The organism is Cognatundibacterium curvum, assembly GCF_014284235.1.
Lineage (GTDB): Bacteria > Pseudomonadota > Gammaproteobacteria > Burkholderiales > Burkholderiaceae_D > Undibacterium > Undibacterium curvum.
This window is the reverse complement of the sequence record NZ_JACOGD010000006.1, coordinates 185,694-202,444: the sequence shown is the minus strand read 5'-3', so window position 1 is coordinate 202,444 and position 16,751 is coordinate 185,694. Positions and strand designations below refer to the sequence as shown.

Below are 16,751 nucleotides of genomic sequence, written 5' to 3'. Positions count from 1 at the left end.
CGTCAGGATCCGCCTGACGCTGCTTCCAGATGACGTTTCGCGAGCGTAGGTATGACCGGTAGCCAACCCATCATCAATGCAACGCCAGCCGAACCAGATGCCGTCAGCACGGCACATCTGCAGCGCAGTCATACTTTACTCAACAATTTCTCGCGCTGTCTGCCTGGTATGTTTTTCCAGTTTCAGCGCTGCTCAGAAAGTCGCTTCTTTTTTCCTTATGTCAGCGCCTCGGTCGAGACCCTGTTCGGCGTCAACGCTAAGCAGCTCAGCGTTGATGGTGCCATCCTGTTTTCCAAAGTACATCCAGACGATTTGCCTGCCTTGATACTGGGCATACGTGAGTCAGCAGCCAGGCTGACGGTATGGAAACATGAGTATCGTATTACCACGCCGGAAGGCAGGGAATGCTGGGTGGTGGGTGATGCCACCCCGGAACGCCTGCCAGATGGCAGCGTACTCTGGCATGGCTTTGTCAGCGATCAGACTGAGCGTAAGCAAACCGAGCAAAAACTGCAGGCGGCGGAGCAGCAGCGTAGGCTGGTCATGAAATCTTCAAATCAGGGTTTGTACGATATCAATCTGCAAACCGGCCTGGGCAGCTTTAGTCCTGAATATCTGCAAATGTTGGGCTACACCAATGAAGACTTCCCCGATCCTGACAGTTTTTGGGAATATTTCTGGACCGAAGGCATCCATCCCGACGATGTCGCCGGGCTCAAGCAAGCTTATCAGCGCCATTTTTCGCAGCAGGCTGAAGGCGATTACCATGCTGAATTCCGGCAAAAAAACAAGGCAGGACAATGGCGCTGGATGATGTCTGTCGGCGCCGTTGTTGAATGGGATAGCAATCATCGTGCGGTGCGCATCGTGGGCACACATATCGACATCACGGACCGCAAGCAGACCGAAGAGCAAATCAAACTGAATCAGGATTTGCTCAACGCCAGCAAAAATCGCTACAAAGAGTTAGCGCGTGAGCTGGAAATTCTGATTGCGAACGCGCCGGTTGGCATCATGTTTGTCAGCAATGATCTGATCGTCAGAGCCAATCATGTGTTAGCTGCGCTGTGCCGCTTCCCGAATGCACAAGCGATGATAGGCGCACTGACCAGTTTTTTATTCCTGACTCCTGAAGATTATCTGGCCTTCAAAGAAACCGTGAAAGCGCCTTTACTCGCGGATGAACCGGTAGAGCTGGAATGGAAGATGCGGCGCATGGATGGAAAGCCATTTATCGCCCGGCTGGCCGGGCGTGCTCTGCCAACTGAAAATTACCAGAAAGGCGCGGTCTGGATGATAGAAGACATCACCGGACAGCGCGAGACCCTGAATGCCTTGCGTGACAGTGAGAGCCGTCTGAAACGTTTGATGAATTCCAGTCTGATCGGCATCGTACAGGGCAATCAAAGCCGTTACCTGATCGACGTGAATCACGTTTTTTGCCAGCTATGTGGTTATCAGCGGGATCATTTACTGGGTGAGCCTTATATTTGGAAACAATTACTGTCTGAAAGTGACCAGTATTTGTGTAAACTGGCTTACAACGAATTGAGTGAAACTGGCACCACAGCGCCATTTGAGATCATGCTCAGACATGCAGACGGCCATACTGTACCGGTATTAGTCGGGATTAATCATCTGGAAAACTCCAAGCGCGAGTGGGTCGGTTTTGCAATGGACATCAGCGACCGTCTACGCATCAATCAACTTAAAACCGAATTTATTTCTGTGGTCAGCCATGAGCTGCGCACGCCACTGACTTCTATCCGTGGCTCGCTGAGTCTGCTGGAATCCGGCGTAGCAGGTGAACTCAGCGATCCGGCGCGGCAACTGGTGAGAATCGCACACAACAATAGCAAGCGCCTCATCAAGCTGGTCAATGACATCCTCGACATGGACAAACTCAGCAATGGGAAAATGCCGATCAAATCTGAGCCTGTCGATTTAATGGCCTTGCTGCACAGCGCAATTGAGTCAAATGCGGCCTATACCAGCTCGCTGCAGGTGGGTCTGATTCTTGAGCAGGAAGTACTGTGTGCCACCAGTCTGGGCGACTACGACAGGCTAATGCAAGTGATGGCGAATCTGATTTCGAATGCAGCGAAGTTCTCGCCCGAAGGCGAGAGCGTGGTGGTCAGAATCTCCAGACAAGAACGGGATTACCATATTGCTGTCAGTGACCGTGGCCCCGGTATCCCAACCGAATTTCAGGCACATTTGTTTGAGCCTTTCACACAGGCAGATGGCACCAATACCCGTCAACAGGGCGGTACCGGTCTGGGATTAGCCATTACCAAAGCGCTGGTGGAAGGCATGGGTGGTCAAATTCATTTCAGCAGCCAGGCTGGCAGCGGTACTACATTCTGGTTTAATTTACCGGTGTTTCCCTGAACGATAGGCGGCCGGGCTCAGACCGGTATGCCTTTGAAATGCGCGGCGCAGGCTGCGACTGTCTGAATAATCAAGCTGGGCCGCAATGTCTTCCAGATCCATGCCTTGCTGCAGCAGGCTCTTGGCACGCGTAATACGCTGCCTGTCGCTTTGTGCGGAATACGAAATACCCTCTCTGGCCAGCAAGCGGTGCAAGCTGCGCGGACTCAGTTGCAAAGCCTGCGCCGCCTGCGCAATACCATGATTCGCACAGGGCAGCGCCAGTAATTTTTGCAGCAGGCTTTGTTGTCCCAGCACACCCAGCGCCTGTAATTCCTGCTCACAGGCTGAACGGGCCAGTGCAACCTGCAACGGGTCAGACCTGAATAATTCCTGTTGTAACTGGTGCACGTCAAAAATCACCTGATTACTGTCTGCACCAAAGCGCACAGGGCACTGAAAAAATGCCTCATACACGGAGCGGTTGCCATCGTCACTAAGGCGGAATTCTGCACTGTTTAATTCAAACGGCCGCGGACACAGCTGACGTGCGGCATTGACTGCAGTGGCCAGATGATCGATGGCCAGCACGTCTTCCAGTTCCGCATCCTCGAATAAGGCGCAGGCGACTAAGGCAATATCTTCGGAGCGCTGCTCCAGAGTCAGATGCACCATTGCGCCAGCGATCAGCTGGAAATCGAGACCAAATTGCAAGGCATCAGCCAGACTGTCTTGTGCCGCCATGCCTGCCGCCAGATAACTCAGTTGCGGCAAGGCTTTGCGCGCCCCCGACAAGACACCGAGCTGATTGCCCAACTGATGCTTAGCGAGCAGCAAAGCTTCGCGCGCCTGCACATAGCTGAGTCTGGGTTGGACCTGACTTCCTGACTGCGATTCCAGCGCCAGCAAAGGTGCTGACCACTGCCATTGCTGTTCCCGTGCCAGGCTCAGCACGCCGCTGAGCGGATGCAGCGGAAACACAGCATCATTCACAGAGAGCAGTGGTGGCGCAACAACAGATGGCATAGAAATACGGTGCGGATGAGGGGTTGGCAGGATTTGTCCTTACCGGAAACGAACGTGCGTTCTACTATGCCACAACGTACACCGCTTGCCAGTTTTCGGCAACGCCGGGCGGCGAAAAAACAAAAAAACGACAGGAGACCGTATGCAAACTGAAACTGATTACATCGTAGTCGGCGGCGGATCGGGCGGCTGCGCCGTGGCCGGACGGCTGAGCGAAGACCCGCAGCTGCAAGTAACCGTGCTGGAAGCGGGTGGCGCCGGTGACAGCTGGGTCGTCAATACCCCGGCCGGGGTGGTGGCGATGCTGCCGACGCGGCTCAATAACTGGGCCTTCGAAACCGTGCCACAACCTGGCCTGAATGGCAGACGTGGCTATCAGCCGCGCGGCAAGATGCTGGGTGGCTCATCCGGGCTCAATGCCATGGTCTATATCCGTGGTCATCAGCAGGATTACGATCATTGGGCGTCACTTGGTAATACCGGCTGGTCATATCAGGATGTACTGCCGTATTTTATGCATTCAGAATGCAATGAAACCCATGGTCTGCCGCTGCATGGTCAGTCCGGTCCCTTGCGGGTCAGCGAATTACGCAGTGATAATCCGTTTCAGCAGCATTTTCTGCAGGCGGGACAACAGGCTGGTTTCCGTCTGAATCCCGACTTCAACGGCAGCGAACAGGAAGGGGTAGGCATTTATCAGGTCACTCAGGGTGATGGGGAGCGCTGGACCGCGGCACGTGCCTATCTGCGTCCACATCAGGACAAACGCGCGAATCTGCAGGTAGAAACTGGCTGTCAGGTGACCCGCATCCTGTTCGAGGGTAAGCGTGCCTGTGCTATTGAATATCTGCAGGGCGGGATCCGCAAAACCCTGCGCGCCAGACGCGAAATCCTGCTGGCGGCCGGTGCTTTCCAGACCCCGCAATTGCTGATGCTGTCCGGCATCGGCGATGCAGCGCAGTTACAAGCGATGGGCATTCCCGTGCTTCAGCACTTACCAGGGGTAGGCCAGAATCTGCAGGATCATCCGGACTTTGTGTTCAAATACCGCGCCAAGAGCCTGGATCTGCTTGGCATTTCTGCGGCTGGCACGCTGCGCATGGGCAAAGAACTGCTGCGCTATCAGCGTGAGCGGCGCGGCATCCTGTCCTCCAATGGCGCCGAGGGCGGCGCCTTCCTTAAAACCGAGCCCACACTCAGCATGCCGGACATCCAATTGCATTTTGTGATCGCCATGCTGGACGACCATGCACGTAAGCTACATCTGGGACATGGCTATTCCTGCCATATGTGCCTGCTCAGGCCTAAGAGTATCGGCGATGTCAGGCTCGCGAGTCCGGACCCGCTGGCGGCACCGCTGATTAATCCGCGTTTCCTGGAACATCCTGAGGACATGGACAACATGGTCAAAGGCTTTCGCCTGACCCGGCGCATCATGGATGCACCGGCTCTGGCCAGCCTGCGCGACAGCGACTTCCAGACTGCCGGGGTGCACAGCGATGATGAAATTCGCGCCGTCATACGCCAAACCGCCGATACCGTGTATCACCCGGTCGGCACCTGCAAGATGGGCGTCGATGCGATGGCGGTGGTGAATCCGCAATTGCAAGTCATCGGTTTGCAAGGCTTGCGGGTGGTGGACGCATCCATCATGCCGACTCTGATCGGTGGCAATACCAATGCGCCAGCGATGATGATAGGGGAAAAAGCCGCTGCGATGATACGCGATGGTTTGAAAAACATAGCCTGATTCTGAGCGGCAGCACCAGCGCTCAGCACACCGGGCGCGGCCATCTTGCGCCCGGTGCTGCTGGTCAGCGTTTTGAGCTCAGCGCGCTAACTGCGGCGCAGGCAAGGCAGGACGTGCTTTTTCAAATGCATAGCCTAACTGCAGCAATCTGGCTTCGCCCCAGGCATGCCCGAAAAACGAGAGGCCGACTGGCAAGCCACGTACCAGCCCCATTGGTACCGTCAGATGCGGATAACCCGCAACCGCTGCCGGTGTACTGGCACTGCCCTCAATCACATCACCCGCTTTGTAATCGATAGGCCAGGCGGTGCCAGTCGTCGGTGCGATCAGTGCATCCAGACCATGCCGTCTCATGGTCGCATCGATACCTTGTATTCCTGCCTTTTGCCGGACACGCGCAGCCGCCGCCAGGTAAACCGGGTCTTGCAAACCGCTGGTAGCCTGGGCTTGTTCCATCAAATCCTGAGCAAAATAAGGCATCACCCGTTCGGCCTGCGCCTGATTGAACGCGATCACATCCGCCATCTGCCTGTGCTTCACCGTGGCCGGGGTCGCTGCCAGATAGTGATTCAGATCCGCTTTAAAGTCATACAGCAATACGGTGAGCTCATCTTTATCGAGCTCTTCCAGCCCCGGCAAGTCAACTTCCACCACGGTCGCGCCTGCGGCTTTTAAGATAGCCAGTGAACGTTGAAATAAGGCTTTGGTTTCGGCATCGTAGCCGTCGGCCAGTTGCCTGACCAGGCCCAGCCTGCGCCCCTGCAGCCCATTGCGGCTCAGGCCTTTGGCATAATCCTTACTGCGCCGTTTATCGGCTTCCAGCGTGGCCGGATCGGCCGGATCGCTGCCCGCCATCACATTCAGCAACAGCGCCGCATCTTTGACACTGAGTGTCATCGGCCCCGCCGTGTCCTGGGTATGACTGATAGGCACAATACCGGTGCGGCTGACCAGCCCGACGGTAGGCTTCAAACCGACCAGGCCATTCACAGAAGCGGGGCAGACGATGGAACCATCGGTCTCGGTACCGATCGCAGCCGGTATCATGCGTGCCGCCACCGCTGCGCCTGAACCTGAGCTGGAACCACAAGGGCTGCGACTCAGGTCATACGGATTACGCACCTGCGCACCGGCGCTGCTCCAGCCGCTGGTGGATTTGGACGAACGCAGATTGGCCCATTCGCTCAGGTTCGTTTTACCGACGATCACCGCACCGGCAGCGCGTAATCTGGCTACCAGCGGTGCATCTTTCTGCACCAGATTTTCAGCCAGTGCGATTGAGCCGGCTGTGGTGATCATGCCTTGCGCATCGATATTGTCTTTCAACAGCAAAGGCAGGCCGGTCAGTGCACCTTTGTATTTTTTTTGCTGATCGATACGTGCTGCAACTTGCTTAGCCTGCGGATCCAGCGCTTGCACCGCGCCGGTCGCCGGATTGCGCGCTGCAATCTGCTGCTCGTAATACTGCAGCAGTTCGGTCGCACTCAGCTTGCCACTGCGCAGCGCACTTTGCTGCTGCTCCAGGGTGGCCGGTATCTCAGCAAAACTGCTGTGGGTCGCCAGCAAAGTGGCCAACATCAGGCTTAGTCGGGAAAGTCTCATCGTTTCAACTCTTTCTTTACCAGGTTGCGGAATGATGCAGAGCGATGCCTGCAATACTGAAGAAGGCGGATAGCGCCGCCAGCAAAGCCAGGCTGATATGCAGATGTTTTAAGCACAGGATGTTGAATCCTCAGCTCCAAACACCATCACTTGCTGGCGATACTACCCGAAATTGTTGTGTGGACCGTAATCGTTCATGCAGGATGTGGTAAAGCTGACATAGAATATAAAATTATTATTAATTCTCTTTGCTGAAATCTTCACGTATGGAATTCATTCATCTCCGCGCAGCCGATGGTGCAACGGCGAAAATCAGTCCCCTCGGTGCCCATGTCTGTTCGTGGATACCGGCACAAGGCAGCGAGCAGCTATTCCTGAGTCAGAAAACGGAATTCAAAGAAGGCGTGGCGATCCGCGGTGGCATTCCTGTGATCTTTCCCCAGTTTGCCAGTCTGGGCAGTCTGCCCAAACATGGCTTTGCGCGTACCGCACTGTGGCAGGCGGATACGCCATTTCTGCAAGAAGATGGTGCCGCAGTGGTGGAATTCCACCTGAAGGAAAACATCGCCCGTCTGACAATCTGGCCTTATGTATTTCAAGCCACTCTGCGGGTGCAGGTACTGGCCCGGCAATTGCAGGTGACACTGACTGTGCACAATAGCGGTGACACAGCTTTTCACTTTACCTCGGCACTGCATACCTATCTGGCTGTCAGTGATGTGAGTCAGGCGCGCCTGCTTGGTTTGCAGAATTGCAGCTATCGTGACAGCGTGTTGGCTCAGGATAATTGCTTAGAGCAGGATGCGTATGTGCAGATCAATGGCGAAACCGACCGTATTTACCGTGATGTGCCAGAATTACTGCACCTGGAACAGCCCCATCAGCGGCTGGAAATCCGGCAGCAGGGATTTAGCGATGCCGTCGTATGGAACCCGGGACCCGATGCCGCGGTCAAACTGCCGGACTTTGAATTCGGAGGCGAACAAAAAATGGTATGCGTCGAAGCGGCTGCCATCAGCCAGCCTATACACCTTGCACCCGGCGCGCATTGGAGCGGCAGCCAGCTGTTGCAATGCGAATACTGACCGGATGAAAACACATCTGCGGTGCTGAAAGCACGGCGGAACCCACCATGATCCACAGCGAAATCCGCTGCGGGCGTTATCCTGAAATGATAGGAAAAATTATGTCAAATACCGCGACAACTCTGTCACTCAAACCCGTATTGCGTTCATTGGTACTGGGTGGCGCTTTGCTGTTCACTGCGCCGTTATTGCTGGCTGATAGCCTGCCTAAGGGCGTCAGTCAGGTCACCAGCGTAGAGGGCATCACAGAATACCGTTTACCGAATGGTTTGCGCGTGTTGCTGATGCCGGATGCCAGCAAACCTACTGTCACCGTCAATATGACTTACCTGGTTGGTTCACGCCATGAAAACTATGGTGAAACCGGTATGGCGCATTTGCTCGAACATCTGTTATTCAAAGGCACGCCGGGCAATCCTAAAATCCCCGAAGAGTTCAATAAGCGCGGCATGCGCATGAATGGCACCACCTCACTCGACCGCACCAATTACTACGAGTTATTCCAGGCCAATGACGACAATCTGAAATGGGCGCTGGACATGGAAGCCGACCGTATGGTCAATTCCTTCATTGCGAAAAAAGACCTCGATACTGAAATGACAGTCGTGCGCAATGAATATGAACGCGGTGAAAACTCTCCGGGCAGCGTACTGATGAAGCGCATGCAAAGCGTGGCCTATGACTGGCACAACTATGGCAACTCCACCATCGGCAACCGCAGCGATATAGAAAACGTCAAAATTGAAAACCTGCAGGCTTTTTATCGTCAGTACTACCAGCCAGATAACGCAGTCTTGCTGGTCGCAGGTAAATTCGACACCGCAAAAGTCTTGCAATGGATAGATGGCGCCTTCAGCAAAATCCCTAAACCTAAACGCAGCCTACCACAACTGTGGACCGTAGAGCCAACCCAGGATGGCGAACGCAATGTGATCGTACGCCGCAAAGGCGATGTGCAGTTTGTCATGATAGGCTACAAAGTACCGTCCGGCCTGCATCCTGACCGCGATGCGCTGAGCTTTGCCGGTAGCGTGCTGACCAGCGCACCGCATGGCCGTTTGCATAAGCAACTGGTGGAAACCGGCAAAGTGGTGCAGGTATTTTCGAATGCAGTCGGTCAGGTTGATCCTGGTTTGTCCATCATCGGCGCAGTAGTGAAAAAGGGCGAATCGGTGGATGCCGCGCGCGATGCCTTGTTAGCTGCAATAGAAGACTTCAAAAAGACGCCACCCACCAAGGAAGAAATCGACCGCATCAAACGCGATACGCATAATTTTTTCGAGAAGATGCTGAACAATCACGAGTCCATCGGTATCAGCATGTCAGAATATATTGCGATGGGTGACTGGCGTTACTTATTCAAAGACCGCGATGAGGTCGATGCCATCACACCGGAACAGGTGAATGAAGTCGCCAAACGCTACCTGGTGCGTGACAACCGTACAGTCGGTATGTTCATTCCGGAAGATACGCCACAACGCGCTGATATCCCGGCTGCGCCCAGCATGGCGGAGGTGATGAAAGACTTCAAACCCAAAGCCTCGGTGCTGAGTGGTGAAGCCTTCGATCCGGCACCGGCGAATATCGATAAGCGCACAGAAATCACCCAGATCGGTAATCTGCAAGTCGCTTTACTGCCTAAGAAAAACCGTGGTGAAGCCGTCAATGTCTCGCTGAATCTGCACTGGGGTGATGAAAAGAGCCTGTTCGGTAAGAGCACCGTCTCCAGTCTGGCTGGCAGCCTGCTGATGACCGGCACCAGCAAATACAGCCGCGCCCAGCTGGCAGATGAAATGTCTAAGTTGAAAATGAGCGGCGGCCTGTACTCCTTCCAGACCACGAAAGAACATCTGCCAGCCGCATTAGAACTGGTCTCGCACGTGTTACGAGAAGCGAATTTCCCAGAAAGTGAATTTATCCAGTTGCGGGACCGCGCCATCGTCGGACTGGAAGCCTCACGCAATGAACCCGGTTCTATCGTGAACCGCGAATTAAGCCAGCATTTCAACAGTTATCCGAAAGGTGACTTCCGTGCCGCGAAAACACTGGATGAAAGTCTGGCTGACATCCGCGCCGTCAAACTGGCAGATATCAAAGCCTATCACGCAGACTTTTACGGTGCATCTAAAGGCGAGATCGCAATTGTCGGTGACATGGATGTAGCGGCAGCCAAAGCCGCAATTGCCAAAGCCTTCAATGGCTGGAACAGCAAAGCGCCCTACACCCGCATGGTCAGCAAGCGGAATGATCCGGCTGTCGTTCGCAAAACCTTCCATACACCGGATAAAGAAAACGGGGTTTACTCGAGCGCCATGACGATAGCTATGCGCGAAGATGACGCCGATTATCCAGCCCTGCGCGTAGCGAACTACATCTTCGGAGGCGCCGGTATGAATTCACGCATCATGGAGCGCATCCGTCAGAAAGATGGTCTGTCCTATGGTGGTGGTTCCAGCTTATCGGTCGGTGAAATCGACCCGGTTGGCAGTTTCGCGATCTCTGCTACAGCAGCGCCACAGAATCTGGAGAAGCTGGAAATAGCGATACAAGAGGAACTGAAGCGTGCCCTGAAAGATGGTTTCACTGCCGAAGAACTGGCGAAAGCGAAATCCGGCATGCTGCAGCAACGCGCACAAGGCCGCACCACAGACGGCGCATTGACAGCAGGGTGGACCAATCACCTTGAACTCAAACGCAACTGGGCATGGTCGCAGGCGATGGATGACAAAATCAAAAATTTGACGCTGGAACAAGTCAATGCAGCCTTCCGTCAATACGTCAACCCAGCCCGCATGAGCACCTTTATCGCGGCTGATGAAGTAAAGGCAAAAGCTGCGCAGGCTGCTGCCGTACCAGCCAAGTGATGAAGTCAATTCGCTTGCCTGGTTTTACTTAGGTATGCGCAACTGTCAGGCACCAGCTGCAAGCGGTGCCTGATTTTTTATTGCCCGGATAAAGCTGCTAAAGCTGCTAAAGCTGCATGTTGGTACCGGCAACAGCCATCTTATCTTACTTGTGTTTTACCTCTGTCCTCAAACCATGATGCGCACACTCCTGATTGCACTGTTCACATGCTACACCCTGGCCGCGCCAGTCACACCAGCGCAGGCTGCCAGCAACCCGCCGCTGATCGCCAGCGCAGAAGGTATTTCCGAATACCGCCTGCCGAATGGCTTACGGGTATTGCTGATGCCGGACAGTAGTAAAAATACCGTCACGATCAATATGACTTATCTGGTCGGCTCCCGCCACGAGAACGCGGGGCAATCGGGTTATGCACATTTGCTCGAACATATGCTGTACAAAAGCAGCCAGCAATTCCCAAAAATCGCTGAGGAAATCAGCCGGCGCGGTGGCCGCTGGAATGGAACTACCACCGATGACCGTACCAATTTTTTTGAAATCATTCCTGCTTCAGAGACAGAGCTGGACTGGATGCTGGCAATGGAAGCCGACCGTATGCGCAATGTGCGCTTTAGCGCAGATGAACTGCGGCGCGAAGTCACGATAGTCAAAAACGAGCTGGAACTACGCGAAGGAAATCCGTATAACAGCCTGATGCATCAGGTGAAGTCGGTCGCATTTGACTGGCATGGCTATGGCCATATCGCGATCGGCGAACGCAGTGATCTGAATGCGGCGCGAACCGGTGAGCTGGAACAGTTTTACCAGCGTTACTACCGCCCGGACAATGCAGTCTTGCTGGTGGCAGGACAATTCCAACCTGAGCAGGTATTAAGCAGTGTTCAAAAATACTTTGGCAACATACCGAAACCGACGCAGTCACTGCCGCTGATCGCAACGGTAGAGCCGGGTTCGCTGGGCGAACGTAGCGTCATCGTGCGTAAGCCTGCGAATTTCAGCGCGGCAATCGAGGCTTACCATGTTCCTTCCGCGCTGCACCCGGATTTTGCGGCAATTAAATTTGCGGCGACCGTACTGTCGTCTGAACGCGAACAGCGCGATGCCGATCAATCGGTACACCGCTTATCGCACAGTATGTACAGCCTGAGTCCGGGTATGCGTGACAGTGGTCTGATTTATTTCATGACACGCCAACAATCAGCGAAGCAAATTGAAGATCAAAGCAAACTGATGCAAAAAGCCATAGATCAGTTTCCGCAACGCCTGATGAGTGAGCAGGATCTGCGTTTCTTCAAAGCGCAATTTGCCGCTACCTATACCCATACACTGGATGATCCGGAAGCGCTGGCGATACGTCTGTCCGAATATATTGCACTGGGTGACTGGCGCATGTTTTTTGTTGAGAAAGCCAGAATCGCTGCGCTGACAGCCGAACAGGTGCAGGCGGCTGCCAAAAAATATCTGAAAAAAAATAACCGCATTTCCGGCCTGCTGTACGCTGAGCCAAACCAGCCGGTGGAGATACCCGCAGCGCCAGATGTGAATGACATCCTGAAGCAATTCAAACATGTGGATGAATACGCACCGGTCAGCGGCTTTGATGCGTCTTACGATAATCTGATGGCGCAATCTCAGCGCATCAAGATAGGGAATATCGAGGTCGTGCTACTGCCCAAACCCAGCCGTGGGCAAGTCGTGACAGTAGATTTACGTCTGCACTGGGGCACGCTGCAATCCATGCATGAAAAAAAATGGCTGGAATATTTTACCGATCAGGCTTTGCTTAACGGCGCTGGTCAATACGGTAAAGAAAGCCTGGAAGCAGAACGTGCGCGTTTGCATATGCAAGGCAGCGTCAGGCATTTTTCCACCACCAGAAGCGATTTGCGCGAAGCACTGAGTCTGATGATGCTGAATCTGAAGCAACCCAGCTTTGGACAAGCCATGGACATCGTTTCCAGACATCGCGTCTCGCTGGATCTCGAACGGAAAACACCCCTACGCAAAATAGAAGACCGCTATGCCCAGCACTTCAACACTTACCCGACCAGTGATCCGCGCCGGCTGGAAACCAGCCAGCAGAGTATCTCTGAAATGAATGCGATCAGGATGTCTGACTTCTTTGAATTTCATAAAAATTTTTACGGCGCCAGCAGCGGTCATCTGGTGATCGTCGGCGATTTTGAACCGCAAGATGTGCTGGCCAGCCTGACGCCGGAATTCAGTGGATGGGAAAGTAAATCGCCTTATGCCGAAATTCATCAGCAAGCGCCGGAGCGCCCTGCGATGACAGCCAACATCGATACGCCGGGTGAGAGCAGTGCCTATTTTTATGGTCGCCGCTATCTGCCGGTCGGAAAAGCACATCCGGATTTCCCGGCACTGGTGGTGATCAACTATTTACTCGGGCAAGCCGGACTGGAATCCCGTCTGATGCAAAGACTGCGTCAGCAGGAGGGCTGGAGTTACAGCGTGCAGTCACAATTTTCTGCAGACCAGACTGATCCCTATGCACGCTGGGATATAGTCGCCAGCAGTGCACCGGAAAACTTGCTGAAACTGCGGCAGGCAGTCACTGAAGTGCTGCAGAATGTCCAGCAAAAAGGTTTTCTGGAAGCGGAGCTGAAAAAGGCGAAGCTGAATATCGCACGCGCTGATGCACAGCACCGGCAAAATAATCAGCAACTGGCTGATATGTGGAATGCAGCCCTGCATGAAGGCCAGGATCTGCGCATATTTCAGCGTTTGGAAGCGTCAATACAGGCACTGACACTGGAACACATCAACCAGATAGCAAAAAAATATGTGCAGCCTGAGAGCTGGAGCGTAGTGATGACGGCCGATGCGGCAAAAGCCGGCAACACGGCTGCCACCAAATAAGTGGCTGGCTTCTGGATTGAGTGCGTGACTGAATCAGTGACAGTCAGGCCTCAGCTTCGGTGCGGCACCGCGATTGCATCATTCCGGGACTGGTTAAGACAGCGTTCTATTTATATTTTTTCTCTATCGTCGCATTGCTGCCGTCGCGGTCCATTTCTTTCAGTATCTGATTGAAATGATCTACCTTTTCCTGCGCCATGCCAGGATGGCAGGCCAGATACATCTCGGTCTGATTAAACTGGAATAAGGGGACGATTTGCTGAAGCAGTCCCTGCTGTTTCAGAATAGATAGTCCCACCAACTCACCGGTAGCCCAGTAATCAAAGCGCCGGTACAGTAATTTACGCGGATTATCGGTGTCATAACTGGCCAGATCAACTTTGTAAGAGCGGGTGGCCAGATATTCAGCTACCGCATCATTGCGATAACCACCCAGCGTATAAGTACGCAGTTCTTCCAGCGTCTTTGGATGGCGGGTATCGTCAGCGCGCGCGAAAATCGTCCAGTTATTTTTGACCAGCGGGCCTACCCATTTAAACAAGGCTTCGCGTTCAGCGGTGCGGGTGGTAGAGAATACGCAAGTATCAGGATCACGCTGTCCCATCTGATAAGCACGCGACCAGGGCAATAAACGTAAACTGTATTTTTCTCCGGCACGTTGCATCAGTTGCCGCACTTTGTCCGTTGCAATTCCTGAAATATCCGTGCTGCCACTCTGCTGCATGTTGAAGGGCGGGTAATCCTCAGTCACCAGCGTGAGCTGCGTCATGGCCGGGACAGGGGACTGTGCCTGTGCCTGTGCCTGTGCCTGTGCCTGTGCCTGCGTCTGTGCTTGCACCTGAACCATCGTCATGACAGACATGGCCCATGTCGCGATCAGGCACAGACAGGGTTTGCGCACGTTTTCACCTTTCGATTAGTCAGCGTGTATGTACAAAGCTTACTAAATTTCAATTTAGAAACAAGTGCTGCGTAGAAAATATTAACAATGTTCACATTGTGACGGATAACAGCAACAAAATCCGCCGCGGCTGTTCAGCCTTTCCAGGTACGCTGCAAGCCGGTATCTGCATGTATCCAGCCACCATTGGCGCTGGCCCGGTAATAGAAACCGACACCGCCCTGACGGAAGCTTTTGACCAGACCGCCCAATACCTCTTCATGCAAATTGCCAATCCGGATATCGGCGGCCTTACCGTCCATATGTAAGGATTTACGTGCGGCCGGCACACCTTGTTCGATCAGGTGCTTATTCGATTCCGGGGTGCGGTAGCCGGACAGGATTTCCAGCGGCCGGGTCAGGCCAAACCGGGCGACATAAGCCTGGGTAGCCCACAGGGTTTCCAGCAGTTTCGGATCGATAGGTGCAGTTTTTTTTCCGTGAACATCACGCAGGATATGGCACAACTCCTGATAAGCGGAATCCAGCATTTCGCCATCTTTCCAGTACAGCAGACGACTGCGTTCGCCCGATGCAGGCCGGATAAAGTCTATCGTACGTGGTTTAACCCAGAAATCCAGGTCCAGGGTCTGAGCATCAAACAGATCTGGCGGAGGTTCCAGAGCACTGCTTTTTTCAATGGGGGCATCGGCAGCAAAGACACGGTTCACGGTCAGGCCGGCAGCTGTCAGGATCAGGCTTTGTTTGAGCAGTTGGCGTCTGGTCGGCATAGAAAATCAGGGTAGGAAAATGTGAGCACAGTATACACATTATGGCGCCAGATTTCAGAATACCCAAGCTGGGTCCGAATAAAGATGACCATACCATTTTGCCGCTGACACTGCGATTTACGCAATCTGTCGCAAAGCCACTGCGAAAATCTGGCGAACCCGACTACACTGGCGACTCATTGATCATTTCTCAATATCTATCATGCTCAAAACCCTGACCCTGAGTAGTCTGTTCGTTCTGGCGCTGAGCGCCTGCGAAGTCAAAGTGAATGGCGTTGACATCAAAGCGAATGGAAAAACCACCACGCAACGCGTAGAAGTCGCCGATTTCGACAGCGTAGAAAACGAGAGTTTTTTTGATGTTGTGATCACTCAGGGTCAGAAGAGCCCAGTCGAGATCACGGGCGATGAAAAACTGGTACCTGAAATTATCGCGGTCGTGGAAAATAAGCGTCTGATCATCCGCACCAAGAGCAAGTCTTACCGCATGAGCTGGACCAACCGGCCAGGAACCGTTTCAGTCAGTACCCCGGTATTGCTGAGTCTGCTGCAATCCGGTTCGGGCGACATCGAAGTACGTTCACTCAATAACGAGCAATTCACGCTGGAACACCATGGCTCGGGCGATGTGAAGGTGTCCGGTAAAACCGGCAAGCTGAAAATCACTTCAGCCGGCAGCGGCGATCTGCAGCTGGAAATGCTACGCGCCGGGGCGACTGAACTCGATCTGAATGGCTCGGGTTCGGTCAGTCTGGCAACCGTCGCGGGTGAATTCAATGCGCGCCATAGCAGCAGCGGCGATCTGCACGTCAGCGACTTGCAAAGCGTGCCGGTCAAGCTCAGCCATTCGGGTTCAGGCAACGTCGAATTACGTGGCCCAGTCAACGGGCTGCAACTGGAGCACTCCGGCTCCGGCGATGTCGAAATCTCTGGTTTACGCAGTAAAAATGCCGAGTTGCAATTACACGGCTCAGGCGAATTGCGTCTGCGTGGCGAAGTCGATGACTTAAAAATGGTACTCAAAGGCTCTGGTGACGTGGATATCGACCAGCTGAAAACCGGCAGTATGCATCTGATCAATCAAGGCCCGGCCAATATCCGTGTGGGTGGCGTGCAACAAACATTACAAGCAGAGCTCAGCGGCTCCGGCGACCTCGAAGCGGATTTTTCGTCTGACGCCCAGATCGATCTGACCATGCGCGGTGCCGGCAAAGTCAATCTGCAGGGCAAAGCCAAATCCCTGCGCGCACAAATCAGTGGCTCCGGTGACCTCGAGGCGGAAGCGTTGCTGCTGGAAACCGCACGTGTGCAAGTGACCGGTCCCAGCCAGGCTGTGGTCAACGTGAAGAAAGCCGGTGGCTCGCGTCAGGTCAAAATTGACAGAAGCGGCGTGCTGGACTGAGCAAAGCTTACAGCGACAAATGTGATGCCATACAGACACGCTTAGTGAGCGGTCTGGCATCGGTGATATGCAACATACTGTCAAAAGTAGAGTAAGAAAT

General features: G+C 53.8%; 10 protein-coding genes. 6 read left to right on the top strand and 4 right to left on the bottom strand.

All coding sequences use genetic code 11. The features are described 5' to 3' along the window. Nucleotides 1-51: 51 nt before the first annotated feature. Nucleotides 52-2,391, top strand: a complete 2,340-nt coding sequence (locus H8K43_RS12740; protein WP_186904190.1) for a PAS domain-containing sensor histidine kinase — start codon at nt 52-54, stop codon at nt 2,389-2,391. On the opposite strand, the gene H8K43_RS12735 is transcribed toward H8K43_RS12740, so the two are convergent. Further along, nucleotides 2,374-3,396: a helix-turn-helix transcriptional regulator gene (locus tag H8K43_RS12735; RefSeq protein WP_186904189.1), complete on the bottom strand. Its 1,023-nt coding sequence runs from the start codon at nt 3,394-3,396 to the stop codon at nt 2,374-2,376. The genes H8K43_RS12740 and H8K43_RS12735 overlap by 18 nt on opposite strands. A 142-nt stretch (nt 3,397-3,538) precedes the next feature. On the opposite strand from H8K43_RS12735, the gene H8K43_RS12730 reads away from it, so the two are divergent. Continuing rightward, a complete protein-coding gene (locus tag H8K43_RS12730) occupies nt 3,539-5,146 on the top strand; it encodes a GMC family oxidoreductase (RefSeq protein WP_186904188.1) in 1,608 nt (535 codons plus the stop codon). 78 nt (nt 5,147-5,224) lie between these two features. On the opposite strand, the gene H8K43_RS12725 is transcribed toward H8K43_RS12730, so the two are convergent. Further along, on the bottom strand, nt 5,225-6,748 hold the full coding sequence (locus H8K43_RS12725; RefSeq protein ID WP_222611033.1) for an amidase: 1,524 nt from the start codon (nt 6,746-6,748) through the stop codon (nt 5,225-5,227). Between the two features lie 266 nt (nt 6,749-7,014). On the opposite strand from H8K43_RS12725, the gene H8K43_RS12720 reads away from it, so the two are divergent. The 3 genes from H8K43_RS12720 to H8K43_RS12710 all read left to right on the top strand — a co-directional run bounded on the left by H8K43_RS12720 (nt 7,015) and on the right by H8K43_RS12710 (nt 13,578). Then, the gene (locus tag H8K43_RS12720) at nt 7,015-7,833 is read left to right on the top strand and encodes a D-hexose-6-phosphate mutarotase (protein ID WP_186904187.1); all 819 of its coding nucleotides are present in this window, start codon (nt 7,015-7,017) and stop codon (nt 7,831-7,833) included. A gap of 101 nt (nt 7,834-7,934) precedes the next feature. Next, nucleotides 7,935-10,697, top strand: a complete 2,763-nt coding sequence (locus H8K43_RS12715; RefSeq protein WP_186904186.1) for a M16 family metallopeptidase — start codon at nt 7,935-7,937, stop codon at nt 10,695-10,697. Between the two features lie 175 nt (nt 10,698-10,872). Further along, nucleotides 10,873-13,578: a M16 family metallopeptidase gene (locus H8K43_RS12710; RefSeq protein WP_186904185.1), complete on the top strand. Its 2,706-nt coding sequence runs from the start codon at nt 10,873-10,875 to the stop codon at nt 13,576-13,578. 106 nt (nt 13,579-13,684) lie between these two features. Here the strand turns inward: H8K43_RS12710 and H8K43_RS12705 are convergent, their stop codons facing one another. Both H8K43_RS12705 and H8K43_RS12700 read right to left on the bottom strand, forming a co-directional pair. After that, nucleotides 13,685-14,479 (bottom strand): substrate-binding periplasmic protein, encoded by a 795-nt coding sequence (locus H8K43_RS12705; protein ID WP_186904184.1) that lies wholly within the window; start codon nt 14,477-14,479, stop codon nt 13,685-13,687. Between the two features lie 134 nt (nt 14,480-14,613). Then, a complete protein-coding gene (locus tag H8K43_RS12700; protein ID WP_186904183.1) occupies nt 14,614-15,249 on the bottom strand; it encodes a YcbK family protein in 636 nt (211 codons plus the stop codon). A gap of 202 nt (nt 15,250-15,451) precedes the next feature. Between H8K43_RS12700 and H8K43_RS12695 the strand changes: the two genes are divergently transcribed. Then, nucleotides 15,452-16,651 carry a GIN domain-containing protein gene (locus tag H8K43_RS12695; protein ID WP_186904182.1) on the top strand — a complete coding sequence of 400 codons (1,200 nt, stop codon included), beginning with the start codon at nt 15,452-15,454 and terminating at the stop codon, nt 16,649-16,651. The last annotated feature ends 100 nt before the right edge of the window (nt 16,652-16,751 follow it).

Excerpts from the sequence above, each read along its gene's own strand:
- H8K43_RS12740 (WP_186904190.1), top strand. The coding sequence starts at position 52 with ATGACCGGTAGCCAACCCATCATCAATGCAACGCCAGCCGAACCAGAT.
- H8K43_RS12735 (WP_186904189.1), bottom strand. The coding sequence starts at position 3,396 with ATGCCATCTGTTGTTGCGCCACCACTGCTCTCTGTGAATGATGCTGTG.
- H8K43_RS12730 (WP_186904188.1), top strand. The coding sequence starts at position 3,539 with ATGCAAACTGAAACTGATTACATCGTAGTCGGCGGCGGATCGGGCGGC.
- H8K43_RS12725 (WP_222611033.1), bottom strand. The coding sequence starts at position 6,748 with ATGAGACTTTCCCGACTAAGCCTGATGTTGGCCACTTTGCTGGCGACC.
- H8K43_RS12720 (WP_186904187.1), top strand. The coding sequence starts at position 7,015 with ATGGAATTCATTCATCTCCGCGCAGCCGATGGTGCAACGGCGAAAATC.
- H8K43_RS12715 (WP_186904186.1), top strand. The coding sequence starts at position 7,935 with ATGTCAAATACCGCGACAACTCTGTCACTCAAACCCGTATTGCGTTCA.
- H8K43_RS12710 (WP_186904185.1), top strand. The coding sequence starts at position 10,873 with ATGATGCGCACACTCCTGATTGCACTGTTCACATGCTACACCCTGGCC.
- H8K43_RS12700 (WP_186904183.1), bottom strand. The coding sequence starts at position 15,249 with ATGCCGACCAGACGCCAACTGCTCAAACAAAGCCTGATCCTGACAGCT.
- H8K43_RS12695 (WP_186904182.1), top strand. The coding sequence starts at position 15,452 with ATGCTCAAAACCCTGACCCTGAGTAGTCTGTTCGTTCTGGCGCTGAGC.